Genomic DNA, 21,706 nt, shown 5'->3' with positions numbered 1-21,706 from the left:
GACTAATCCTCATACCAACTTGAGCGCCAAGCTGCTTCGGCTTCTGCAATTGAACGTTCCCGTTGTTTTTTTTGATATTCTCGTCCGAGTTTTTGGAGTTGTACTAAGATATTCCGAATTTGTTTACGGCTAGATGCTAGGGTCGCATCGGCAAATTCAATTTCTCCTAGCCGCAAATTAATTGTCATAATCTGTGTCAAACTCGATTCTTCCTCGTCTTGCTCGTTGTCAATTTCAATGACCAAGTTAAGGAGATTTGGCGGCCCTGGCATAACTTCGGCGGCTGCTTCTGAGGCTGCGGCGGCTGCTTCTAAAATTGGTTCTGGGACTTTTTTTGGGCAGAATATCAGCTTGTTGCAACAACACATTTGTATCATGAGAAACTCTTTTGAGCGCCTGTTGTGTTAATTCTTCCAAGCGATTTTGCCATTTGGCTATTTCTACAGGGTTAGAAGAATCAGGAGGATTGAGTTTTGGTTTCTCACTCACCAGATATCCTTCTGCTGCGTTCTCCTCATTTTCATCTTCTGTAACTATTTCACCATTCATATAGGTGAGTAATTCTTCAGATAGCTCTTTTCCGAGTTTGCGGATGGCTTGTTGTAATTTTTGCCGTTGACTTAACGACAACTTTAAAAAATTTTCGGGATACCCCTGAGTACACAGATGATAACTTGCCAGAATTAACTGCTTCCGCACAGCTTCACCTAAGAGGGTGAGATAAACAGTATAAGCACTTTGGAGTTCTGCTGCGATCGCACGTATCGCTTCTTCCAGCATCGCCAAATCCCGTTCAATTCGCTCAATTGCTCTCGCCATATCTTTTCGTAATTGCCCATCAGAACCTGCTTATGGTACAAATGTACGCAGCTATTTTCTAATAATAAAATACAGGTCAGTTTAGTGTAACTGACCTGTCTTAAAAAGAGTTATTGGTTATTTTTCTCTAATGAACCTTCGGGTGACGCTCCTGCTGCGCTAACGCCAGTGAGGGAGTCGGGAAACCCGACGACAGTTGCTACAAAGGAGGGAACCTCCGCAACCCACTGTCTCCCCAACGCACTGGCTCCCAATGACAAATAACCAATGACCAAGGACTAAATTACTTCGCCCCGATTTGAGCTGCAACTTCATCAGCAAAGTTAGTTTCTTGTTTTTCAATACCTTCGCCGAGGATGTAGCGCACAAAGCGACTAACTGTTACTTCTGCACCAACTTTAGCCTTAACTTGCTTGACTAATTCTTCTACAGAAATACTTTGGTCGCGGATATAAGGCTGATCGAGCAAAGTCATTTCTTTGAGACGTTTTTCAATCCGTCCTTGAACAATCTTTTCTCGGATGTTCTCTGGTTTGTTTGCCAAATCATCCTTGCCCATTTCAATGTCTTTTTCTTTTTGGACAATGTCGGCAGGGATTTGGTCTACGCTGACATACTCAACGTTGGGACAAGCTGCAACTTGCATAGCAGCATTCCGTGCCAACCCTTTGAATTCTTCATTACCCGCAGCCGACTCAGAGGCAGATTCTAGCTCAACTAATACACCAACACGACCGCCAGTGTGAATATAGCTATCTACTACTCCGGTTGTACCGTCTGCTATTGCAAAGTTGACAAAACGGCGTACTTGGATATTTTCACCAAGTGTAGCAATGCTTTGCTTGATGAATTCATCTACAGTTACACTGTTATCTCCAATGTAAGGTTGAGCCAGCAAAGACTCAACACTCTCAGCAGTGGCGGCTTGCTGTGCTAGGCTCTTAACCAAAGATTTAAAAGCGTCATTACGAGCAACGAAATCAGTTTGGCAGTTAACTTCTATTAGTACACCTACTTTACCATCAGGCTGAATGTAGGTGTCTACTAGACCTTCAGCTGCAATGCGATCGCTTTTTTTGCCCGCAGAAGTAATACCTTTTTTACGTAGCCAATCTATCGCTTGTTCGATGTCGCCGTCAGTTTCTTTCAGCGCCTTCTTACAGTCCATCATGCCGGCACCAGTTTTTTGGCGTAGCTCTTGGACGAGTTTTGCAGATATTTCCGCCATGTTGCCTCAATTCCTAACTTGACCTAGAGTTTTTATCGCTTACGGGCGTTGAGTATTTCTATCTTACTCAGAAAGTGAAGACACTCTGAAGTCTGAAGTCTGAAGTCTGAAATTTAATCTTTCTTACTTCATACTTCATAACTTCATACTTTATTTATTCGTCTTCATCTTCGTCGTCAGGAAGCAACGAGTCTGAGTAATCACTTTCGTCGTAATCGTAATCTTCCTCAGCACCTTCGTAATCGTCGTATTCTTCTTCTACATCCAGTTGGCCATGACGACCTTCGTAAATTGCATCCGCCAACTTACCAACTATCAGCTTAATGGATCTAATAGCATCATCATTTGCTGGGATAGGAATATCCACAACATCTGGGTCGCAGTTGGTATCCAACATGGACACAATGGGAATTGACAGTTTTTGACATTCTTGAACTGCGTTATATTCCCGGCGTTGGTCTACAATTACTACCACATCAGGGACTTTCCGCATGGTTTTAATCCCACCCAGGTATTTTTGTAGCTTTGCCATTTCCCGACGCAGCATCGAAGCTTCTTTTTTCGGCAACAAATCTAAAGCGCCGTTTTCTTCCCGACGTTCTAAATCCTTCAGCCTTTCTACACGTGTTTTAATAGTTGACCAGTTGGTGAGCATTCCACCCAACCAACGCTGGTTAATATAGTGAGCGCCACAACGAGATGCTTCTTGAGCAATAATTCCTGCTGCTTGACGCTTAGTACCAACAAACAAGAATTTCTTACCTTGCTCCGCTTGGGTTCTCATGTAAGTGTAAGCATCTTCCATCAACTGGGCTGTTTGCACCAAGTCAATAATATGTACACCATTGCGGGCAGTATAAATGTACGGAGACATTTTTGGGTTCCAGCGACGGGTTTGATGCCCAAAGTGAACTCCTGACTCCATCATTTGAGCCAATGAAACGACTGGCATATATTCTTAACTCCTATTCGGGTTAAACCTCCACCCAGGCGTATTTTCATAAGAAAACACCCGAACTCCTGGATGTGCGGAATTTAGACAACTCTACTAGGGTAACACAGTTGTGTTAATTGTGAATAAAAGCAGGGGTAAACCTTCTGAAATTAGAGATAATATTTCCAGCACAACAATTTTCTGTCATCTATGACTCAAGCCATACCCAAGCTAGTAACCTTTGATGAATTTGTGGATTGGCTACCTGAAAACTCAGGAGTACGCTACGAATTACATAATGGAAGTATTGTTGAAATGGCACAACCAGTAGGAGATCACGAAGAAATTAAGGGTTTTGTTGCAAAAAAAGTCACCGTTGAGTTCTCTCGATTAGACCTTCCTTTCTTGATACCTAACCAAGCGATGGTTAGACCTCTGGAAAAAGATTCTGGTTATTTTCCTGATGTGTTAGTGATAAATCAGGCAAATTTGGCAAATGAACCATTATGGAAAAAAGCATCTACCATCACTTTGGGTGCATCAATACCTTTGATTATTGAAGTTGTATCAACTAACTGGCGAGACGATTACCACTTAAAATATGCTGACTATGAGGAGATGGGTATCGCTGAGTATTGGATTATTGACTATGCGGCGTTGGGTGGACGTAATTTCATTGGTAATCCCAAACAACCGACAATCTCTGTGTGTAATTTAGTTGATGGAGAATATCAGATTAGTAAGTTTAGAGATAGCGATCGCATGATCTCTAAAACTTTTCCTGAATTACATCTGACTCCAAATCAAATTTTTCAAGCTGGGTTGGTATAAATTTTGAATTTGTAATTCAACTGAAAAAATTAAGATAAAAAATGCGTAGATTGGATTTTACTCAGTACCCTTCAAAAAGCCAGCAAAAATCCAACCTACACAAGTTTGACACTAACTGAATTGATTAACGTCGTCTACTACCAAAACCACCGCTACGGCTAGGAGTCCGACTCCGGCCACCACTACCAAAACTACTACCGGAATTACGTCTGGTAGTACTAGATTTACCTGATGGTTGCAGTTCACTAGCGCCATAACCAGAACCACTAGGACGGTTAACTGTAGTTCTGCGAGGGGTGGTAGTGCGAACATTAGAACCACTAGGATAAGTACTTCTAATATTGCCTGTAGTACGGAAAGCTGTACGATTTCTCACAGCTGCGGGTGGTGCATTATAGCGGCTGCGGTAACTGCTAACTGCTTGGTCGTAGCTGGAACCGTAACCACCAAAACCAGTTAATCCGCCTGGTTGATAAACAGGGGGTACATAATATTGGGGTCTAAATAACAGACTACCGATTGCCTGACCTGCTATACTCCCAGCTAGAGAACCAGCAAATGGTGACCAAAAGCTGTTTTCTCTGCGGACGACAACTGTTTCCTGTTGTCCAGTTTGGGGATTATTTTGGGTTTGAGTCACGTTGTGGACGTACTCAATTTTGAAATCTTCTGTCAGGTATAAAGCTGGCTGGCCGTTTTCTACTTTCAGGTAAGATTTTTTACCTGCTTTAATTTCGTCATCGGTCAGCCTGGCCATTTGCAAGTTTTCGGTTGTAAAAGTAGGAGGTGTACTGTTTAGTAAAAACAGTGTGTACTCTCCTGTACCATCATCATAGGTCGCTTGTTGTACTTGATACTGACCATCATTTAATTTGGTGGCAGTAGAAGTTTGGCTAACATTCCGGCCTGTAGGAGTAGTTTGCTCGCCACCGCCGCAGGCAACAGTTGTTATACACAAACTCAAGGCTAAAACAACAACTGTAAATTTACGTAATATGGTCATGATCATTGCAGTATTGTCTTATCTCCGAGCTTAACAACTTCTCAAAATGGTTGGTGTGCGGACAACCCAACAACTTACAAAGGTATCAATTCTGGGTAATATTGCAACAATTCATCGTTGTTCAATTCATCACCTAACTGCGCTGGTGAAAAATGTACTTGAATCGCTTTGAATTTGTGTTTGTAGTGCAGATTGATTAGGGCTTTTAAACCTTCTTTGAGTGCTTGAATATTCGATAGGTCGGTTTCTAACTCTGGTACTTCGCCTTCAAAGGCTACGGTAATCATCACCACAACATTGCGTGTCACTGGAAGAGATAAAGGTTCATCAAAGTCCGAAGGAGAATCCCAATCTATATCAGCACCGTATCTTTCGGCCGAGTCTGTAAATAACTCGTTGATATAATCACCTGCTTCGCCTTCACTCCAAAATACATCGCCTTCGTTGGCAGCAGACATCCAATCCTGATCGTAGCGCAGAAGCGTTTCGCACAGTTCGACTAATGTTTCTCCTAAAACCTGCATATCGCCTTCAGAATCGATCGCATCTCTGGCACCACGATTTAATACGCCTAAAATTGGTGCAACATCTGACCCACCCAAGTGAATAAATAACCGACAGACTACATAGCGAGTCCGACCAACCATTTTGTTAAAGGTATCACGCATTTGCTACCTCCAAAAATTCGTTTCTGGCAAAACCTGTGATTTTTTAATCAAAACAGAATTTAGGAGCCAGGAGTCAGAAGTCAGTATAAATTCTGGTCAAGCAGTACCGTTTTGGTGATGTCCTCGATAAGTGGCTGCATCCAGCCGCAGAACAGATGAATAAATAAATTTAAAACGCCCACTTTCTGATTCTGACTTCTGAATTCTGATTCCTGAATTCTCCTTTAATCATTGATATAGTGAAAGCTTTTGAGAAAATCTACAACTATATTTAACGAAAGTGATGTAATTGTGGCAGTATCAGAAGTCTTATCTGCTAAAAATGCGGCATCGAGTTTTGAGGTATGAATAAATTTTTTCCCAAAGTAGGGATTATCATATACTGTCAGAGTTTGGGCGCTGGAATTGGTTAAGATTGTTTGCGTAGGCGCTCGGAAGAAATTTAATTTTGCTGCTAATTCCAGATTTTTTTTCATTTGCCGAATCGTTTGAGCCTGACTAATAGCTTCTTCGATGAGTGTAGTCAGTGGCTTCACCCGATGGAATATTTTGGTGTCTAAGTCAGGAACATCTTTTTTATTCAAAATCTCTATCACTTGATAAATGCTTTTGTGGGTATTAGTAGCATCTCTAAAGGGGAGAATTGCCAGACAGGCTGTAGGTAACAAAGCTTCATCGCTGTCGACTCGGAATGTGAATACAGTCCGGCGACGGCCAATTTCCATACTGGGGGGTTGTTTGATGATGCGATATTCTTGAGCGATATGGAAATAAGCACCAGCAAGGGCAAAGTTAGCTTCTGGTTCTAAGGCTGCATCGACGATAATTCTAATGGTTGGGGGGGTTTCGTTAAAAAATTCCCGTGGGTCGTCGGCTTCAAATTTTTGGATGATCGAGCGATCGCCTTTTGGGCTAAGATCAACCCATTCACAAATCATTCCTTCTGTTTTTAACCCAAACCGAGAGGCAGAATGCAGTTTTGCCCCAGTTAAGGTTGCGCCTGTTAAATCAGCACCAACCCATTCTGCTTTAATTAATGTCGCCTCTGTCAAGTTGGCATGGACAAAACTTGTATTGGTTAAATTAGCATTGCTTAAGTTTGCCCCCATTAAGTTCGCCCCACTCAATTTTGCGCCGCTTAAATCAGCCCAACTGAGGTTTGCGCCACTTAAATCAGCCCAACGCAGGTTTGCACCACTCAAATCAGCCCCACTGAGGTTAGCATGAGTGAGATTTGCCTGTTTAAATTCTGCATCACGTAAATTAGCACCGCTGAGGTCGCTACGATGTAAGTCGGCGGCGTTTAAGTTCGCCATCTCTAAGTTCGCACCAGCCAAGGTACAACCTTTTAAAATTGTTTCATGTAAGTTAGCGCGACGAAGATTGGCTTTACGCAGGGTGGCTTCACGTAAGTCAGCATTACTGAGGTTAGCTTCAAATAAGTCAGCACGACTCAGTTCTGCCCGAATTAACTCCGCACGTACTAAAGAAGCACCCCGCATTTGGGCGCGGCTGAGGTCAGAACGAATCAAGTTTGCCACATTCAAACTAGCGTGATTCATGTTTGTACCCACGAAATTCACGCCACTCAGTCTGGCGACATTCAACTTAGCATGGCTCAAATCAGCCTCGCTGAGATTTGCTCCACTGAGATTAACTACACTCAAATTAGCTTGACTCAGATTGATACCACTGAGTTTGACACCACTCAGGTTTGCTTCGCAAAGTTCGACTCCGCTAAAATCTGTAACCCCTGCTGCGTATTGTTCGAGTAATTCCTCTACAGTCATTGATGCTACCCATAAATATTAAGTAAAAAGTTAAAAGTCAAAAAGCAAAAGAATTAAATTTATTTCCTTAGTTGATAAAGTATGCAGAATATACGTAAAAAATAGGCAGTCTAAATCAATTATGAATATTGGTATTTTGGGTTTGGGATTGATAGGCGGTTCTTTGGGTTATGATTTGCGATCGCAAGGTCATCATCTCTTGGGAGTCAGTCGCCGGGAATCTACCTGTCAAACAGCCGTAGCCCTTGGCAGTGTGGATGAAGCATCTGTGGAAATGAATTTGTTAGCAGCCGCAGACGTAATTTTTATTTGTACGCCTATCGCCCTTATTGTTCCCCAAGTTGAACAGTTAATTGCACATCTTTCTCCCGCTACGATTATTACTGATGTGGGTTCGGTGAAAGCACCAATAGTCGAGGCAATTTCACCGTTGTGGGAACGGTTTGTTGGCGGTCATCCAATGGCGGGAACGGCAGATAGTGGCATAGAAGCGGCGCAAAAAAATTTATTTGTTGATAGACCTTACGTACTCACACCAGATGCGAATACACCCCAAGATGCGATCGCTATTTTAGAGGAGATTGTGCGATCGCTGGGCGCAAAAATTTACCATTGTCAACCAGCACAACATGACCGCGCTGTGAGTTGGATTTCCCATTTACCTGTGATGGTGAGTGCTGCTTTAATTACTGCTTGTATGGGCGAAACTGACCCCGCAGTTTTACAATTAGCGCAAAATTTAGCTAGTTCTGGGTTCCGTGACACCAGCCGAGTCGGTGGTGGAAACCCTGAATTGGGAGTCATGATGGCAAAATATAATCGCCAAGCCTTGTTGAGTTCATTGCAACAATATCGCCAAAACATTAATGAAGTTATTAACTTGATTGAACAAGAAGATTGGAAAACCTTAGAAGCAAAATTGCAGTCAACCCAACAAGCAAGACCTTTTTTTACCGAGTAAGCAGGAATTTGAATTTTCGCATTCCAAAGCACTGAACCAACAAACAGCGATCGCTATCATGGCCTATGAGTAGAAGGACTAAATTAAACCTAACTGAAGATTACCGGGTTTAAACTCCGCTCAACCTTCTTCTAGCATTTTTCTTTTTCCCCCTGCCCCCTGCACCCCTGCCTCATTTACTACTTCCCACTTTTCCTCGACCCTAATATTAGAGTAAAGTAAACAAGTGTAAAGAAGTATCACTTTTCTCTCCTACTTTTTAAAACAACTTGTTCACTTTTAGTGTTGATATTTGTATAAGAGAATCCATGCAGTCTTGTTTTTGGCGACGAATTCTAGTATCTATTGGCATATTTTTAGTGGCTGGGTCAATTTGGTTAACAAATCCTTCCTCAGCACTGGCTTATGACAATCCTGATTTATTACCGAACTTCCAAACTCCGGTTATTGACTTAGCGAAAACGCTCACTGATATTCAGGAAGACAAGCTAGTTTCAGATATCAAGCAATTTGAAACCGATACTGGCTGGAAACTGCGAGTATTAACTCAGTACGACCGCACCCCTGGTCGAGCAGTGATCAATTATTGGGGTTTAGATGATAAAAGTATCCTGCTAGTTGCTGATTCTCGTGGCGGTAACATTCTCAGCTTTAGTGTGGGTGATGCCGTTTATGAGCTTTTACCCAGAACATTTTGGATAGAATTACAAACTCGTTTTGGTAACTTGTACTTTGTGCGGGAACAAGGCGAAGACCAAGCAATTTTACAAGCCCTCGACTCAGTTAAAGGCTGTTTACTCAAAGGCGGTTGTAACGTTGTACCTGGACTGCCCAGAGAACAGTGGATTCTCACTCTAGTAACCTCAGTCATTGGTGGGATAATTTGTGGATTTGCTGCCCAACCCCGCAACGACAAACAAATTGTTGCTTGGCAATGGGCATTAATTTTCTCGCCATTATGGGGAATTTTGTTTATCGCCTTCGGTATTGGGCCAGTAGTAACTCGCACTAGTGATTGGCTACCCCTAGTCCGAAATATTTCTGGCTTTTTCATTGGTGCTTTAGTGGCTTACCTGTCCCCTGTGTTCAGTCGTCCTTCTTCGAGTGCGGAGTTGTGATTGTTGGTAGTTATAACCAAGGGTGTGAAGGTTTAGAACACCTACACCCTTACACCCTTACACCCAGTCTTAAATGATAACCTCGTGTGTAAGTCCTGTTGATTTTGACTCAGCACTCACTCTTAGCTGATAAGCTGAAAGCTGGTATATCGGCGCTGAATAGTGATGGAATGGCACGTAACTGATGCTCAAAGTTTAGCAATCATCGACAGTGAAATTGGCGATCATGTCTTTTCACCAGCAGAGTATGAAATTGTGCGACGGGTGATATACGCCACTGCTGACTTTGAATATAAATCTTTAATTCGGTTTTCGGAACATGCTTTGCAAGCTGGTGCCGCAGCATTAGCAGCACGCACCACAATTGTAGTAGATGTCCCAATGGTACAAGTAGGTATTGCTTACGACATCCAAAGCACGTTCGCTAACCCAGTCTATTGCAGCATGGAAACTGTCACACGTCCGCAAAAGGAAAAAACACTGGCAGCATGGGGAATTGAAACTCTCGCCAAGCGTTATCCAGAGGGCATTTTTGTAGTTGGTCAGGCGCAAACAGCACTAACAGCACTAGTAGATTTGATTGAAGCGGAAGAAATTCGACCAGCTTTAATTATTGCAACTCCAGTCGGATTTATTGATGTAGATACGGATAAAAGTCGCCTGCAAGATTCTCTAGTTCCCTATATCACTATTGAAAGTCGCAAAGGAAATGCCGTTGTTGCTGCTGCTGTTGTTGATGGACTGGTAGATTTAGCTTGGCAAGCTTATGGACAAAATGCGAGTCGGGGAAGTTAGGAGGAGGCAGGAGGCAGAAGGCAGGAGGCAGAAGGGGAAATATTAAATTTCACACTTCATCCTTCACACTTCACACCATTTCACGAAAAATATAATACAGATGTAAATCCTGAAAGCGTTGCTGCATCTAAGTTTTTTAATTTTGAATTGCGAATTGCGAATTGCGAATTGCGAATTGGTATCACTCTGTTTTCCGTCGTCGTCGGCGTGGTCTGTCTTGTTGGTCTTCGCGGATGCGGCGACTGGTTTCTGAAAAGAAGTCTCGGCGGAGATAGGGATAATCGTTAACCCAGATGTCGCGGCTGGGAATGTAAACATCGCTGAAATCTTCAATGGTGCTTAAATCAGCACGATTGGACATGACAATCATTTCCGCTATTTGACCACGGGCGATCGCTTTATGATAAGGCCGCAGAGGTGCATCTAACTCAACGCTAAACCCTGTATCATCACCTACCTCTAGATTTATTCGTTTCTCTCGGTTTTCAACAATTACCAATTCGCCTTTGCTGTTGACAGTTTCTTGTTTACCAATCAATCTGTCTGTAATCCACCAATCTAATATTCGTCCCCGGAAAAAGCCACTGTACTTATAACGACGACATTTAGCATTCCGCACACTGGCTTGAAACACTGGGAACCACAGCCAAAACATCGCCCCAATTACCCCCAAGAAAAATAGGATGGGGCCAAACTCCAGTCCAAACAGGGCTTTCACTAGTAAAACCACAACTACAGAAACTACCGAAACTAATAGTCGCTGTAAAAAATTAGAAAATTTCCCCCAGTAGTACTTGTACTGCTGACCAGTAGCAATGAGGGGGATGATTTGTTCAAATTTCTGGCGAGTCAGTGGAACAAGCATGGGTGCTGGGTATTGAGTGCTAGTGTTTACAGGAGTCAGGAGCCAGAATTCAGGAGTCAGAATATTCTGGATTCTGGATTCTGGATTCTGAATTCTGAATTCTGCATTCTTCTTTTAGAGTATCTTTTCTAAACCATACACTAACGACTTTAACTGTGAGACTTTGCGAATTGCCAGTAATACACCAGGCATATAGCAGGCGCGATCGCTTGTATCATGGCGTAAAGTATAAATTTGACCAGCCGCACCAAAAATTACTTCTTGATGGGCAATTAATCCTGGCAAGCGTACACTATGAATTCTAATACCTTCATCAGCAATGCTGCCTCTAGCTCCAGGTATTTTCTCGGTTTCATGGACAACTGCTGGGTTAAAAGTTTTACCCATTTCTGCTAATAACTGAGCAGTTTGAATTGCTGTACCACTGGGTGCATCAGCTTTTTGGTTGTGGTGCAATTCGATAATTTCTACATGGTCAAAATATTGTGATGCGGTAACGGCGGCTTGTTGGAGTAACACCATCCCAATGGAGAAATTAGGAATAATCAAGCAACCAGTACTGGCTTTTTCGGCAAAGTCGGCTAAATCTTGAATTTGTTCGGGACTTAAGCCTGTAGTTCCGACAACCGGACGAATCCCATAGGCGATCGCACTTCTTACGTTGTCATACACTGAATCAGGGTGGGTAAAGTCTACTATTACACCAGGCGGTAGCTGTCGCTCACCCGCCACGTACCCTAACATTGGTTCTAATTGGTCAGTAATTGGTACTTCTAAAGGTTCACTTAAACCAGCAAGTTCCCCAGCATCTTTACCTTGAAGTTCGGGGTTGCGGTCAATTGCACCCATCAGAGTTAAATCAGGTGCTTGGGCGACTGCTTTGACTACCTCACGACCCATTTTGCCAGCAGCACCGTTAATAATCACCGGAATCGGAGTTTGATTTGTCATAAGTCAATGGTCAATGGTCAATTATCCATTGTCCATAGTGACATGAAAGCAGCACTAATGTAGCAGGAGGCAGAAGGCAGGAGGCAGGAGGTAAAAGTTTTATTATTTCTGGTGTTCAAGGTTTCAAGGACTTACGCACAAAGGTTATTCGTGAAGAATGGGTGAAGGGGTATAGGGGTGTGAGGGTGTAAGGGTTTTGAATACATACATTCTGATGGGGAAGTCAAAATTCAAAAGTCAGAGAATTTTTGACTTTTAACTTCTTACTTTTTACTTGATTTCGCCCCTAAACTCTTACACCCTTGACTAGTTTTGGTTTTGTTGCAGTAAACTAATACAATCTTTTGAGGAGTGCATTATGGCAAACCAAAAATTGATGCAATTACTTTCTTTTGGTTTTATTAGTTTTTGCTTTTGTTTTGGCTTGGGAATTGGTATTTTCATTCGTTTTGGACAGTTGCAACCATCTAATGCTGCAACTACAGCTGAACCCCCCCAGATATTACCTTTTGTTATCCCTGCCCCTACACAATCACCAGAGGATAGCGTTTTCACTTTAAACCCTTAAGTTGAGTGCTGAGTTGAAAGTGCTGAGTCAAAATTTTCGTGTTAATAACCATTACTTAGTTACTAGTGTTACTTTCTGTTGGTGACTTGTCATCTTTCGGGGATGGGCTGTCAGCAGCAGAGTTTTGCTTATTTTCTACAGTTGGGACAACTACTGCTGAAGAATCTGAGCTTTTTGATTCTGTGGTGGGCGGTGGTACTGGTATCACCACAGGATTTGATCGCTTGCCTGATGGATTGGGTGTAGCTTGATTAGTGGTAACAGGTGGGGTATTATTTGGCGATCGCTTGACTGCACTTTCCCGATTAGTTTCTCGATTGGAACGATAGGCTCTCAGTTTATCTACTAATGAAGGCGTAGGTGAGGTATTTAGTATAACAGCAGCTTGTTCGGGGTTTTGCTGAGGTGAAGTTTCGGAGTTGGTGGCGGCAGTATTTTCTGCGGTAGGGTTAGTTGTGGCTTGTGGTTTAGGTTCTGAGCGGTTTTGTCGGCGGCGTTTGGGAATATACGCTGATTCGGTTGCAGTGGTTGTTTGAGTATTTTTGTTAGTGTTATTTGCTTCCGCCGTTGACTGTGAACCCTCAGTATTAGAATTATTGTCTCTTGATTGTGTGACTGGGTTAGTAAACAGTGGTGTGGCAGATGAATTTGGCTTGGTTTGGGAGGACAATAAACTAGTGATGCCAAAACCCGCACTCGCGGCAAATAAAGCCACAACTACACCAACTAAGGCTTTAGAATCTGCAAGTGTTTTGGTAAATGCGGCGATCGGGTTTTTTGTACGATATTCCTTGTGTTTTTTGCCAAAAACCCCCCGTCCTGGCTGCATTGATAAATCAACGGTGGCGACTGTATTAGTGGCAACACTTTGGGTAATACTCTTGCTTTCACTACCCGGTAATAGTTGTAACCATTCGGCCACAGTTGACGGACGGAAGCGGGAATCAACCGCCATACCGCGCATCACAGCTTGATTGACGGCTGCACTCAAGTAGGGTTGTAATTCTTTGGGAGATGCCATTTTTTTCGCGATCGCGCAATAATGCTGGCATGGGAACCTGTGCTGTTAACAAAGCATACAAGGTTGCTGCCAAACCATAAACATCTGTAGCTGGTGTGCGCGGCGCTTGTGTCAAGTATTGTTCAATGGGTGCGTAGCCTTCCGAAACAATGCCGGTGTGAGTTTGTTTCACACCACCATTGAATTCTCGTGAAATCCCAAAATCAATTAGTATGACTTCTTGAGTGCCTTGGCGAAGGATGATATTATCTGGTTTGATATCGCGGTGTAGCAAACCATTATTGTGGACTACTTGTAGTGCTGCACCAATTTGGCGGATGTAGTGAATAGCTGTTGCTTCCGGTAAGGGTATCCCTGGTAGGACAAAAGCATTGCCCAAAGTTTCACCAGGAATGTATTCCATCACCATGTATGGTAGACCATCTTCAATAAAGAAGTCACTCACCCGCACAATATTGGGATGGATACAAGTAGCTAGTCGTCTAGCTTCATCTTGGAATTGGCGCTCGAACTTGGCAAAATCTGGATGTTGCCGCAAGCGTTCGTTAATAGTTTTCACCACTACATCTTGACCCAAGTAGTGATGTGTAGCTTTAAAGGTAATACCAAAGCCACCATGTCCGATTTCTTGGGTGAGGGTATATTTTCCACCCTGCAAAATTTTGCCTGCTAACATAGATGTTCTGCGTTTTGAGTCCTAAATCCTGAATGAGCAGATATATGCCACCCGAAATTGAACAGCCTCCACCTCATTGCCACAGCTTAATCTTTTTCATGATACAGTAGGCTCACACATTGCATCTTGAAAATTAGGTGAAGGTGAAGAAGAAGGCAGAAGGCAGGAGGCAGAAGGTGAAAATTTTACGCCTGCGGATATTTACGCTTTGAAAACGTCATTTTTCTGCCAAACATTAACAAGGTTTATTTCCTACTCCCCACTTCCTACTCCCTTTTTAACTTACATTCTTTCTAAGACTTGAATTCCCAACAGCGATAATCCGAGTTTTAAGGTTCTGGCGGTTAAATCGCACAATACTAAACGAGATGTACGCTGTGGTTCTTCTGCGTCTAATACCCTAACTCCATGATTGCGATCATAGAACACATTAAACTTTTTACTCAACTCGTACAGATATTCACATAAACGATTTGGTAACAAGTCTTGTTCCACAGTACTAATCACTTCGCCCAATTGCAGTAAATATTTAGCGAGAGCAAATTCGGTTTTATGCTCTAATACAAGCTGTGCTTGATCTCCTAATTCTTCAAAGTTAATCCCACCCTTACGGCTAATACCTTGAATTCTGGCGTAGGCGTAAAGCATATAAGGCGCGGTATTACCTTTGAGATCCAGCATTTTGTCATAGCTGAAGATGTAGTTACTGGTGCGGTTTTGGCTCAAGTCAGCATACTTAACGGCACTAATACCAATAACTTGGGCAACATTGGCAATAAATTCTGCTGTTTCAGTGCGATTATCGTCTTGTAATCTCTTTTCTAAGTCAGCACGAGCGCGAATAATTGCTTCATCCAGCAAATCTCGTAACCGGACAGTATCTCCAGAACGGGTTTTGAATTTTTTACCATCTTCCCCTAATACCAAACCAAAGGGAACATGTACTAGTTCTACATCATCAGGAATCCAGCCGGCTTTGCGTGCGACTTGGAAAAATTGAGCAAAGTGATTGCTTTGTCCCGCATCAGTCACATAAATGATGCGTTTGGCTGCATCTTGTTGAATGCGGTAGCGCAATGCGGCTAAATCTGTGGTGGCGTAGTTATAACCACCATCGGATTTCTGCACAATTAACGGTAACGGTTCACCTTCTCTGTTGGTATACCCTTCTAAGAAAACAACTTTTGCGCCTTGGTCTTCTACAAGTAAACCAGAGTTGGCTAAATCTTCCACAACTTCGGGTAGTAAGGGGTTGTAAAAAGATTCACCGCGTTCATTTAAATGGATATCCAGCAAGTCATAAATAACCTGAAATTCTTTGCGGGATTGTTCACACAGCAGTTTCCACGCATGAATTGTATCTTCTGCGCCTGCTTGTAATCTCACGACTTCTTGGCGTGCTGTTTCTTGGAAGGTTTCATCAGCATCAAATCGCTGTTTCGCTTGGCGATAAAAGCTAACCAAATCGCCGATATCTAAGGCGTTGGCGGTGGTTAAAGCCTGGGGGTAAACTTCGCGCAGGTAAGTAATGAGCATTCCGAATTGTGTACCCCAATCACCCACATGATTTAACCGCAAAACATCATGTCCGCGAAATTCCAAAATCCGGGCGATAGAATCACCAATAATGGTGGAACGCAAATGTCCGACGTGCATTTCTTTAGCAATATTCGGACTGGAAAAGTCAACAATTTCTCGCTGTGGTGTTTGTGCTGGCGGAACACCTAACTGGGAGTCGGCGTGAATTGCTTTGAGTTGTGCTTCTAGGTAAGCTGTTTTAAGTCTGAGATTGATAAAACCGGGGCCAGCAATTTCTGGTGGTTCGCAGATTTGGGCAACATCTAACTTGTCAACTATAGCAGCAGCGATCGCTCTTGGTTGCTGTCCTAATTTTTTTACTCAGGGATAAAGCCACATTCGCTTGATAGTCACCAAATTTCGGATTCCCCGCAGGTACTAAAATTGGGTCAACAGTGGCGTATTCATTACCGAAAGCAGCTACCATTGCCTGCTCAAATTTGATTTTTAATTGTTCTTGTGTAGCATTCATATATAAATGTTATCTGTGACAGGCAAAACGCGGCTGCGGAGAAAGAGATTCTCAAAGGCTTGATTATTTTAACCTTAAAATATAATCACCTAATCTAACTGAGGATTTTCATGGTAAAGTACAACCCCCTCAGCTGCCTTCCATCCTCGGCAGAATTGCCCGACTCCGATGATACGCCAGTGGATAACGAACTACAAAACCTGATTCCCAATTTACTGGATGCGATTTTAGCTTTAGCCTGGAGTCAACGCACCGATTGGTTTTTCGGTGTTGATATGGGGATTTATTATGCACCCAACACTCCGCAATTAGTACCTGATGGTTTTCTCAGCATAGGTGTAGAACGTTTTATTGGTGAAGAGGGACGTTTAAGCTATGTTCTCTGGGAAGAAGATGGTATTGTTCCTATTTTTGCCTTAGAAGTTGTTTCACAAACCTACGGTGGCGAATACGAAAAGAAAAAAATCGACTACGCCAACTTAGGCATTTTATATTATGCAATTTACGTACCCAGCCGGAGATATCGGCGTAAACGAGAACCTTTAGAAGTTTATCATTTAGAAAATAGTGAATACATCTTACAACCAGGTTCGCGGGTGTGGATGCCAGAAATTGGTTTAGCACTTGGTAGAGAACGCGGTACTTATCTGGGGCGGACGCGCGAGTGGTTATATTGGTATGACGAAGCTGGACAAAGATTACTTACACCAGAGGAGTTAGTGCAGCAAGAAAGAGAACGCACACAACAAGAACAACAACGCGCTGAGAGACTAGCGCAAAGGTTACGGGAGTTGGGTATTAATCCAGATGAGATTTAAATATGGTTCAGGGGTGTAGGGGTATAAGTGTATAAATGAGCAAAACCCTTACCCCCAGTCTCAACAAGCAGACTTTCTGCGTCAGCTGTGATTCTCACAAGCCTGATTATTTTAACCTTAATATATTCACCTAGCCCAAAAGCCATTAATTGAGCTTTAAGGCATTAACTGGTACTTCATCCCAAGAATCAACAATCCGTAATCTAGCTATCCAACCATCTGCTTTTTGCTGCGCTGTCAAATTTTTTTTCAAACGACTCATGACAATCTTTGGCTTGAGACTCATTACAACAAGCAATGCAGGCATATATCATACCCGATGGATCAATTTGCTCATTTACCCAAATAGTCATGGCGTATCCTCTCGAAAGCTATACATTAACAAGGCATTTGGTCATTTTAGAATACTAGCAAAGCGAAAAACCCATTCATTATTAGGCTGATGCCAAAAAGTTATCTATCTTAAGTTTCTTAACCGAGCTTTTTCTATTCTGCTTGCTTAGTCATATCATGTCCGGCGAATCATAAAATTCTTTTTCTCCCTGCTCCCTGCGGTCTTTATGATAAGTCTTTTACTGGACACGATATTGAGTTGTGTCTAAGTCTACGAATTAGCTACTAGTTTCATCAATTGCAATATGTTACACGATACATTTCTTGCGTAATTTAACTGATGACATTCGCTGATTAGCGAACAAAAATATACTTAATTTCTTGAAAATGAAATTCCAAATCATTCACAATATCAAATCTATATCGAGTAATTTTGATGAGATTTGATGGGTGGATTTGGGATTGGCAATCAGTCAAATTTTGTGATTAATAAATTATTTTTTCAATTTCTGGAATAGGGAGATAAAAAATATCATTAGTCATAAATATTTGACAAAAAATTCAGATTTGAAACATAGGAGAGAAAATGTCTTATCCAGGTTATTTTTTGCAACAAGGCTGTGAAACCGCAGATGTATATATGGTGCAGCAAACTTTGCAAGCATTAGGCTATTCTATCTCTGCTGATGGTATATTTGGCCCGATGACAGAAAATGCTGTCCGACAATTTCAAATGTCTAATGGTCTGGTGGCTGATGGTGTTGTCGGCCCTAATACTTGGTATGCGTTAATGAACCAAGGCTGCTAAATAAGTAGGTTTTTTAACAGATAATTGGAGAGGTGATTCACCTTTATTCTGATTTTGGCAGCGCCCTAAAAAATAAAAGGTAAAGCATTTACTGTGGCAAATATAGATATTAGTGTCATCGTTACGGTGGCACTAATATTTGTGATGTTTTTAAAACGGATGCTTTTGAGTAAGCAGCTAAATGCTAAAAAATGCAAAGTATATAAAAACATAGAATCGCTCATACAAATATAACTTAGTTAAGGAATATCCAAATAATGGTTCATACAAATGGTCAACCTTCAGTATCTGCAAGGTCGCAATTAGATACAGCACTTGATGTTTATGAAGAGGCTTTAATTGCATTAGAAGAAGTATCATCGCAAGCAACTTTTGACAAAAAAGTGGCTGTGTTAGTAGCGCGTGATGGGGTAGAGAAGAAAAGGCAAATAGATCAAAACCCTACTGGTAGTAGTTACGCGAGATTATTAAGTTTAGATGAGCGCCTGAAAGCACAAGCCAGAGTGCTGAGTGAAGATGATGAATTAGCGCAATGGAAAGATAGTTTAAATGCGCCGCCGAATATGTGGTGGTGGCATTTAAAATATCCGTTAGCGATGTCACCAACTCAAGTGGCAAAACGCTATCAACAAGCTATCTCTGCATTATCAGCGGCGCTTCCAAATCCGACTCAAGAACAAATTTTAGAAGTATTACTAGCACGGGACGCGATTGAGACTTCCCGTGATAATCAACCTTTACCAGAGCATATCGCTAAAATTGTCATTGATTTAGATGAAAGTTTGCGATCGCTCGCCGATGTAATTACTAAAGATGGTAAATTAGAGTACTGGAAAAAAAGCTTAAGTAAAACTACACCTAATACTTGGTGGTGGGAACTTAGCGACACTGAACCACTACCAGCACAAGCAATTCAACGTTACGAAGCTGCTTTGCAAGTGATGGAATCTCCACCACATGCGAATTCGGAAGAACTCTTAGAAGTACTACTAGCAAGGGACGCAGTGGAAAAAGCTTGGAATAAGCAACAGCAACCACCACGTCATTTAACCGAAAAAATTATTGAATTAGACAAGCGGTTGAAAGCGCAATCTTGGTCTTTTGCTAACGACGATATTGTTGATGAATGGAAAAATAACCTGAAACCACCCGAAATGAGTTGGTGGTGGTCTTTTACCCGTTCTGTTGCTTTACCAAATGAAGCGATCGCACGTTACGAAAAAACAGTTGAAATCGTTGAAACTAGTAAACCGCCTTCTTCTGATCAACTTTTAGAAACGCTCTTGGCGCGTGATGGAGTAGAGGAAGCCATCGAACAAGCATATCGAAATAAACCCGTTCCCGAAAAACTAGCAAGACAACTCATTACTTTAGACAACAAATTAAAACAATATCGCCTTGATTTCAATAAAGATAACCAAATCAGACAATGGAAAGATAGTTTAAAACGCCAAAATCGCTGGTGGTGGGAACTCAAACCTGCGATCGTCGGTTCGGAAGAAGAACCAGGGACACGCCGTGACTGGTTACTCAATACTTTGGCTGTAATTTGTTTAGGTGTTGGTGCGGCGTTTACAGCCTATAGCAGCCAAGTATTTTTCCAGAAAGTCGAAGGACAAGAAACTCAACAAGCCGACTTATCACAAAACATGGCGGCTGTATTGCAAGTCATTGGTTTAGGTGCAGGTGGTGCAGCAGCTTTAACTAGTGGTGGTCGAAAAACCCTCGAAAAACTCTTTACTAACTTACAGTTACCCCCCACCAAACAAGCACCCACAGCCTTAGCGATCGCAGCTGGTATGACAGCTATTACAGGTTCTGTGGCTGCATCATTACCCGCCTGGGGAAAAGTTTATATTGCTCAAGGCCAAGGATACTTACAAAATACTAACTGGCTGAAAGCTCAAGATAGTTTTCTTCAGGCCAAAAAATTCATCAATAGTGACGAAGACAAAGCAAAAGTAGAAATTGGTTTAGGAGATTCTGCGGAACATTTAGGAGATATAGTCAAAGCAAAAGAATATTACAAAAGAGCAGCAGCTCTGGACAATATTGAAGGTATGACTCGTTATGCGCGACTCAGTATGGTTGATTTCTTTCTCAAAAATCCACCTGATTCCAGGATTCAACCTTCAATCACTGATGAAAACCTCAGACAAGCTCATCTGTTTAACCAACGTGCTTCGCTGAAAATCTTCAAATTGTTAGCTAAAAATGAGCAAACCCCCGAAAAAATCAACAAAGAGTTATTGAATTTGACGCAATTAGCTCGCACAAATGGCGCAATCATCGCCGCCGTTAAAGATTTAATGGTATCACCAAAAGACAACGCTGTTTTTCAGGATGAAGAATATCGTCAGCGTTATTGGACTGAAGGTGTAGCAGGTTTATTCAAGTCCAATTTGGATGAGTTGAACTATCTAAAAATTTCTGACAAGGATGCTCTGAAGATTCGAGCTTTGTGTTTTGCACACATCACAACTGAGCAGATGAGATATACAGAAAATATTCAGAATGTTCCCGAAGCACTCACAAGTCTTGTACCGGAGATGATGACCAAATCTCCTGATGCTCCTAATTGTTACGATGATAAAGCTTTGAGCGTCTATGATTTTTCGTTGATTGAAGCCTTGGCAAAAATATATAAGATGCCGAAATTCAAAGTTGCTGTGACAAATAATAATCAGCCACCGCAGACAAATACTGCTCCGAACCCGGAAGCAGAAGCTTATAATCAAAATCCGCCAACTCCTGAGAACCAGCCGCAATATTAAATGTAGGGGTGTAAGGGTGTAAGGGTTTTGAAAACATAGACCTTTGCACCCTTTAAATTTTCAGGGACAAGGCGGACAACGCAGATAGAGCTAATACGATTTCACGAAAATCTTGATACAAATTCATTGGTTTTTAATTCTTTCCCCCTGTTCCCTGCTTCTCTGCTGCCCATTTGTATCAAACTTAAAGTGAAACGGTATCAGTCCTGATAGTGTCAAAGTTTGATGATAGCCACGGTTAGATGTACTCTGGATATTCATCACTGTGTTGTAGTTCTCAATACATTGGCGAATTAGATTGATGGCTGAGTTTTATTCGTACTGAGTGAGATAACATATTGCTACTGTTAAGTGTGCTGAATGATTCCATTGTGAATTTATTGAACTGCATTGATTGAATCTGGGAATTAAGTTTTCAATTGCTTTTATGGATTGTTATATCTGATTTATCTGGTTCGTTATGTATTAATAGTCAAATTTTTCTTTTATCAATGAAATTAGAATGTGAGATGCAGATATGAGTGAATTTATGCGAACTCACAAATCGAGATATTGAGTTTTTCTACTGTGAATATTGAGTAAACAATATTGGCTAATTTTAGAAGAGAATGTACGAAATATTCTCTGACTAACTCGGATAGCCGTAAGATGATGATTGACTTTTTGTAGCGAATTAATAGCGATCGCTCTCAGCA

At 41.9% G+C, this 21,706-nt stretch carries 16 protein-coding genes and 4 pseudogenes; 8 read left to right on the top strand and 12 right to left on the bottom strand.

Translation table 11 applies throughout. The features are described from left to right. Positions 1–2 precede the first annotated feature (2 nt). From ACX27_RS23185 to rpsB, 4 genes and pseudogenes are all read right to left on the bottom strand, one after another. A pseudogene (locus ACX27_RS23185) lies at positions 3–819 on the bottom strand (hypothetical protein). A 110-nt stretch (positions 820–929) separates the two neighbouring features. After that, on the bottom strand, positions 930–1,094 hold the full coding sequence (locus ACX27_RS32565) for a hypothetical protein (RefSeq protein WP_158507418.1): 165 nt from the start codon (positions 1,092–1,094) through the stop codon (positions 930–932). Between the two features lie 8 nt (positions 1,095–1,102). After that, positions 1,103–2,047 carry a translation elongation factor Ts gene (tsf, locus tag ACX27_RS23180; protein ID WP_062295874.1) on the bottom strand — a complete coding sequence of 315 codons (945 nt, stop codon included), beginning with the start codon at positions 2,045–2,047 and terminating at the stop codon, positions 1,103–1,105. 154 nt (positions 2,048–2,201) lie between these two features. Continuing rightward, positions 2,202–2,999: a 30S ribosomal protein S2 gene (gene rpsB, locus ACX27_RS23175; RefSeq protein WP_062295873.1), complete on the bottom strand. Its 798-nt coding sequence runs from the start codon at positions 2,997–2,999 to the stop codon at positions 2,202–2,204. A gap of 192 nt (positions 3,000–3,191) precedes the next feature. Here rpsB and ACX27_RS23170 point away from each other — a divergent pair, with 192 nt between their 5' ends. Then, the gene (locus tag ACX27_RS23170) at positions 3,192–3,812 is read left to right on the top strand and encodes a Uma2 family endonuclease (RefSeq protein WP_062295871.1); all 621 of its coding nucleotides are present in this window, start codon (positions 3,192–3,194) and stop codon (positions 3,810–3,812) included. Between the two features lie 124 nt (positions 3,813–3,936). On the opposite strand, the gene ACX27_RS23165 is transcribed toward ACX27_RS23170, so the two are convergent. The 3 genes from ACX27_RS23165 to ACX27_RS23155 form a co-directional block, all read right to left on the bottom strand. Further along, entirely contained in the window at positions 3,937–4,821 is an 885-nt protein-coding gene (locus ACX27_RS23165) for a hypothetical protein (RefSeq protein ID WP_062295870.1), read from the bottom strand. A 68-nt stretch (positions 4,822–4,889) separates the two neighbouring features. Further along, positions 4,890–5,483 carry a DUF1517 domain-containing protein gene (locus tag ACX27_RS23160; RefSeq protein WP_062295869.1) on the bottom strand — a complete coding sequence of 198 codons (594 nt, stop codon included), beginning with the start codon at positions 5,481–5,483 and terminating at the stop codon, positions 4,890–4,892. Between the two features lie 224 nt (positions 5,484–5,707). Next, positions 5,708–7,273 carry a pentapeptide repeat-containing protein gene (locus ACX27_RS23155; protein WP_062295868.1) on the bottom strand — a complete coding sequence of 522 codons (1,566 nt, stop codon included), beginning with the start codon at positions 7,271–7,273 and terminating at the stop codon, positions 5,708–5,710. Between the two features lie 121 nt (positions 7,274–7,394). On the opposite strand from ACX27_RS23155, the gene ACX27_RS23150 reads away from it, so the two are divergent. The 3 genes from ACX27_RS23150 to ACX27_RS23140 all read left to right on the top strand — a co-directional run bounded on the left by ACX27_RS23150 (position 7,395) and on the right by ACX27_RS23140 (position 10,147). Next, on the top strand, positions 7,395–8,234 hold the full coding sequence (locus tag ACX27_RS23150) for a prephenate/arogenate dehydrogenase (RefSeq protein ID WP_062295866.1): 840 nt from the start codon (positions 7,395–7,397) through the stop codon (positions 8,232–8,234). 308 nt (positions 8,235–8,542) lie between these two features. Then, positions 8,543–9,352, top strand: coding sequence for a TPM domain-containing protein (locus tag ACX27_RS23145; protein ID WP_062295865.1), 810 nt, complete (start codon positions 8,543–8,545; stop codon positions 9,350–9,352). A gap of 165 nt (positions 9,353–9,517) precedes the next feature. Next, complete coding sequence (locus ACX27_RS23140) at positions 9,518–10,147, top strand: precorrin-8X methylmutase (RefSeq protein WP_062295863.1); 630 nt, start codon at positions 9,518–9,520, stop codon at positions 10,145–10,147. Positions 10,148–10,328: 181 nt separating this feature from the next. On the opposite strand, the gene ACX27_RS23135 is transcribed toward ACX27_RS23140, so the two are convergent. Both ACX27_RS23135 and dapB read right to left on the bottom strand, forming a co-directional pair. Then, positions 10,329–11,012, bottom strand: a complete 684-nt coding sequence (locus ACX27_RS23135; protein WP_062295862.1) for a hypothetical protein — start codon at positions 11,010–11,012, stop codon at positions 10,329–10,331. A gap of 114 nt (positions 11,013–11,126) precedes the next feature. Next, on the bottom strand, positions 11,127–11,963 hold the full coding sequence (gene dapB / locus ACX27_RS23130) for a 4-hydroxy-tetrahydrodipicolinate reductase (RefSeq protein WP_062295860.1): 837 nt from the start codon (positions 11,961–11,963) through the stop codon (positions 11,127–11,129). A gap of 358 nt (positions 11,964–12,321) precedes the next feature. Between dapB and ACX27_RS23125 the strand changes: the two genes are divergently transcribed. Further along, complete coding sequence (locus tag ACX27_RS23125) at positions 12,322–12,531, top strand: hypothetical protein (RefSeq protein ID WP_062295858.1); 210 nt, start codon at positions 12,322–12,324, stop codon at positions 12,529–12,531. A 55-nt stretch (positions 12,532–12,586) separates the two neighbouring features. Here the strand turns inward: ACX27_RS23125 and ACX27_RS23120 are convergent. Then, positions 12,587–14,228, bottom strand: a pseudogene (locus ACX27_RS23120) (serine/threonine protein kinase). A gap of 282 nt (positions 14,229–14,510) precedes the next feature. After that, a pseudogene (gene argS, locus ACX27_RS23115) lies at positions 14,511–16,278 on the bottom strand (arginine--tRNA ligase). Between the two features lie 110 nt (positions 16,279–16,388). Between argS and ACX27_RS23110 the strand changes: the two are divergent. Beyond that, on the top strand, positions 16,389–17,096 hold the full coding sequence (locus tag ACX27_RS23110; protein ID WP_062295857.1) for a Uma2 family endonuclease: 708 nt from the start codon (positions 16,389–16,391) through the stop codon (positions 17,094–17,096). 145 nt (positions 17,097–17,241) lie between these two features. Here ACX27_RS23110 and ACX27_RS23105 read toward each other — a convergent pair. Next, positions 17,242–17,449 (bottom strand): annotated as a pseudogene (locus tag ACX27_RS23105) (glycogen debranching protein). Positions 17,450–18,015: 566 nt separating this feature from the next. Between ACX27_RS23105 and ACX27_RS34230 the strand changes: the two are divergent. After that, positions 18,016–18,237 (top strand): peptidoglycan-binding domain-containing protein, encoded by a 222-nt coding sequence (locus ACX27_RS34230; RefSeq protein WP_062295856.1) that lies wholly within the window; start codon positions 18,016–18,018, stop codon positions 18,235–18,237. Positions 18,238–18,494: 257 nt separating this feature from the next. After that, positions 18,495–21,011, top strand: coding sequence for a hypothetical protein (locus ACX27_RS23095; protein WP_200929848.1), 2,517 nt, complete (start codon positions 18,495–18,497; stop codon positions 21,009–21,011). The last annotated feature ends 695 nt before the right edge of the window (positions 21,012–21,706 follow it).

Source organism: Nostoc piscinale CENA21 (genome assembly GCF_001298445.1).
GTDB classification, from domain to species: Bacteria; Cyanobacteriota; Cyanobacteriia; order Cyanobacteriales; family Nostocaceae; genus Nostoc_B; species Nostoc_B piscinale_A.
This window is presented reverse-complemented; position numbering and strand designations above follow the sequence as displayed.

Coding starts and splice junctions, on each gene's coding strand:
- ACX27_RS23095 (WP_200929848.1), top strand. CDS start 18,495: ATGGTTCATACAAATGGTCAACCTTCAGTATCTGCAAGGTCGCAATTA.
- ACX27_RS23165 (WP_062295870.1), bottom strand. CDS start 4,821: ATGATCATGACCATATTACGTAAATTTACAGTTGTTGTTTTAGCCTTG.
- ACX27_RS23150 (WP_062295866.1), top strand. CDS start 7,395: ATGAATATTGGTATTTTGGGTTTGGGATTGATAGGCGGTTCTTTGGGT.
- tsf (WP_062295874.1), bottom strand. CDS start 2,047: ATGGCGGAAATATCTGCAAAACTCGTCCAAGAGCTACGCCAAAAAACT.
- ACX27_RS23125 (WP_062295858.1), top strand. CDS start 12,322: ATGGCAAACCAAAAATTGATGCAATTACTTTCTTTTGGTTTTATTAGT.
- ACX27_RS23155 (WP_062295868.1), bottom strand. CDS start 7,273: ATGACTGTAGAGGAATTACTCGAACAATACGCAGCAGGGGTTACAGAT.
- ACX27_RS23140 (WP_062295863.1), top strand. CDS start 9,518: ATGGAATGGCACGTAACTGATGCTCAAAGTTTAGCAATCATCGACAGT.
- ACX27_RS23160 (WP_062295869.1), bottom strand. CDS start 5,483: ATGCGTGATACCTTTAACAAAATGGTTGGTCGGACTCGCTATGTAGTC.
- ACX27_RS23145 (WP_062295865.1), top strand. CDS start 8,543: ATGCAGTCTTGTTTTTGGCGACGAATTCTAGTATCTATTGGCATATTT.
- ACX27_RS34230 (WP_062295856.1), top strand. CDS start 18,016: ATGTCTTATCCAGGTTATTTTTTGCAACAAGGCTGTGAAACCGCAGAT.
- ACX27_RS23110 (WP_062295857.1), top strand. CDS start 16,389: ATGGTAAAGTACAACCCCCTCAGCTGCCTTCCATCCTCGGCAGAATTG.
- dapB (WP_062295860.1), bottom strand. CDS start 11,963: ATGACAAATCAAACTCCGATTCCGGTGATTATTAACGGTGCTGCTGGC.
- ACX27_RS23170 (WP_062295871.1), top strand. CDS start 3,192: ATGACTCAAGCCATACCCAAGCTAGTAACCTTTGATGAATTTGTGGAT.
- ACX27_RS23135 (WP_062295862.1), bottom strand. CDS start 11,012: ATGCTTGTTCCACTGACTCGCCAGAAATTTGAACAAATCATCCCCCTC.
- rpsB (WP_062295873.1), bottom strand. CDS start 2,999: ATGCCAGTCGTTTCATTGGCTCAAATGATGGAGTCAGGAGTTCACTTT.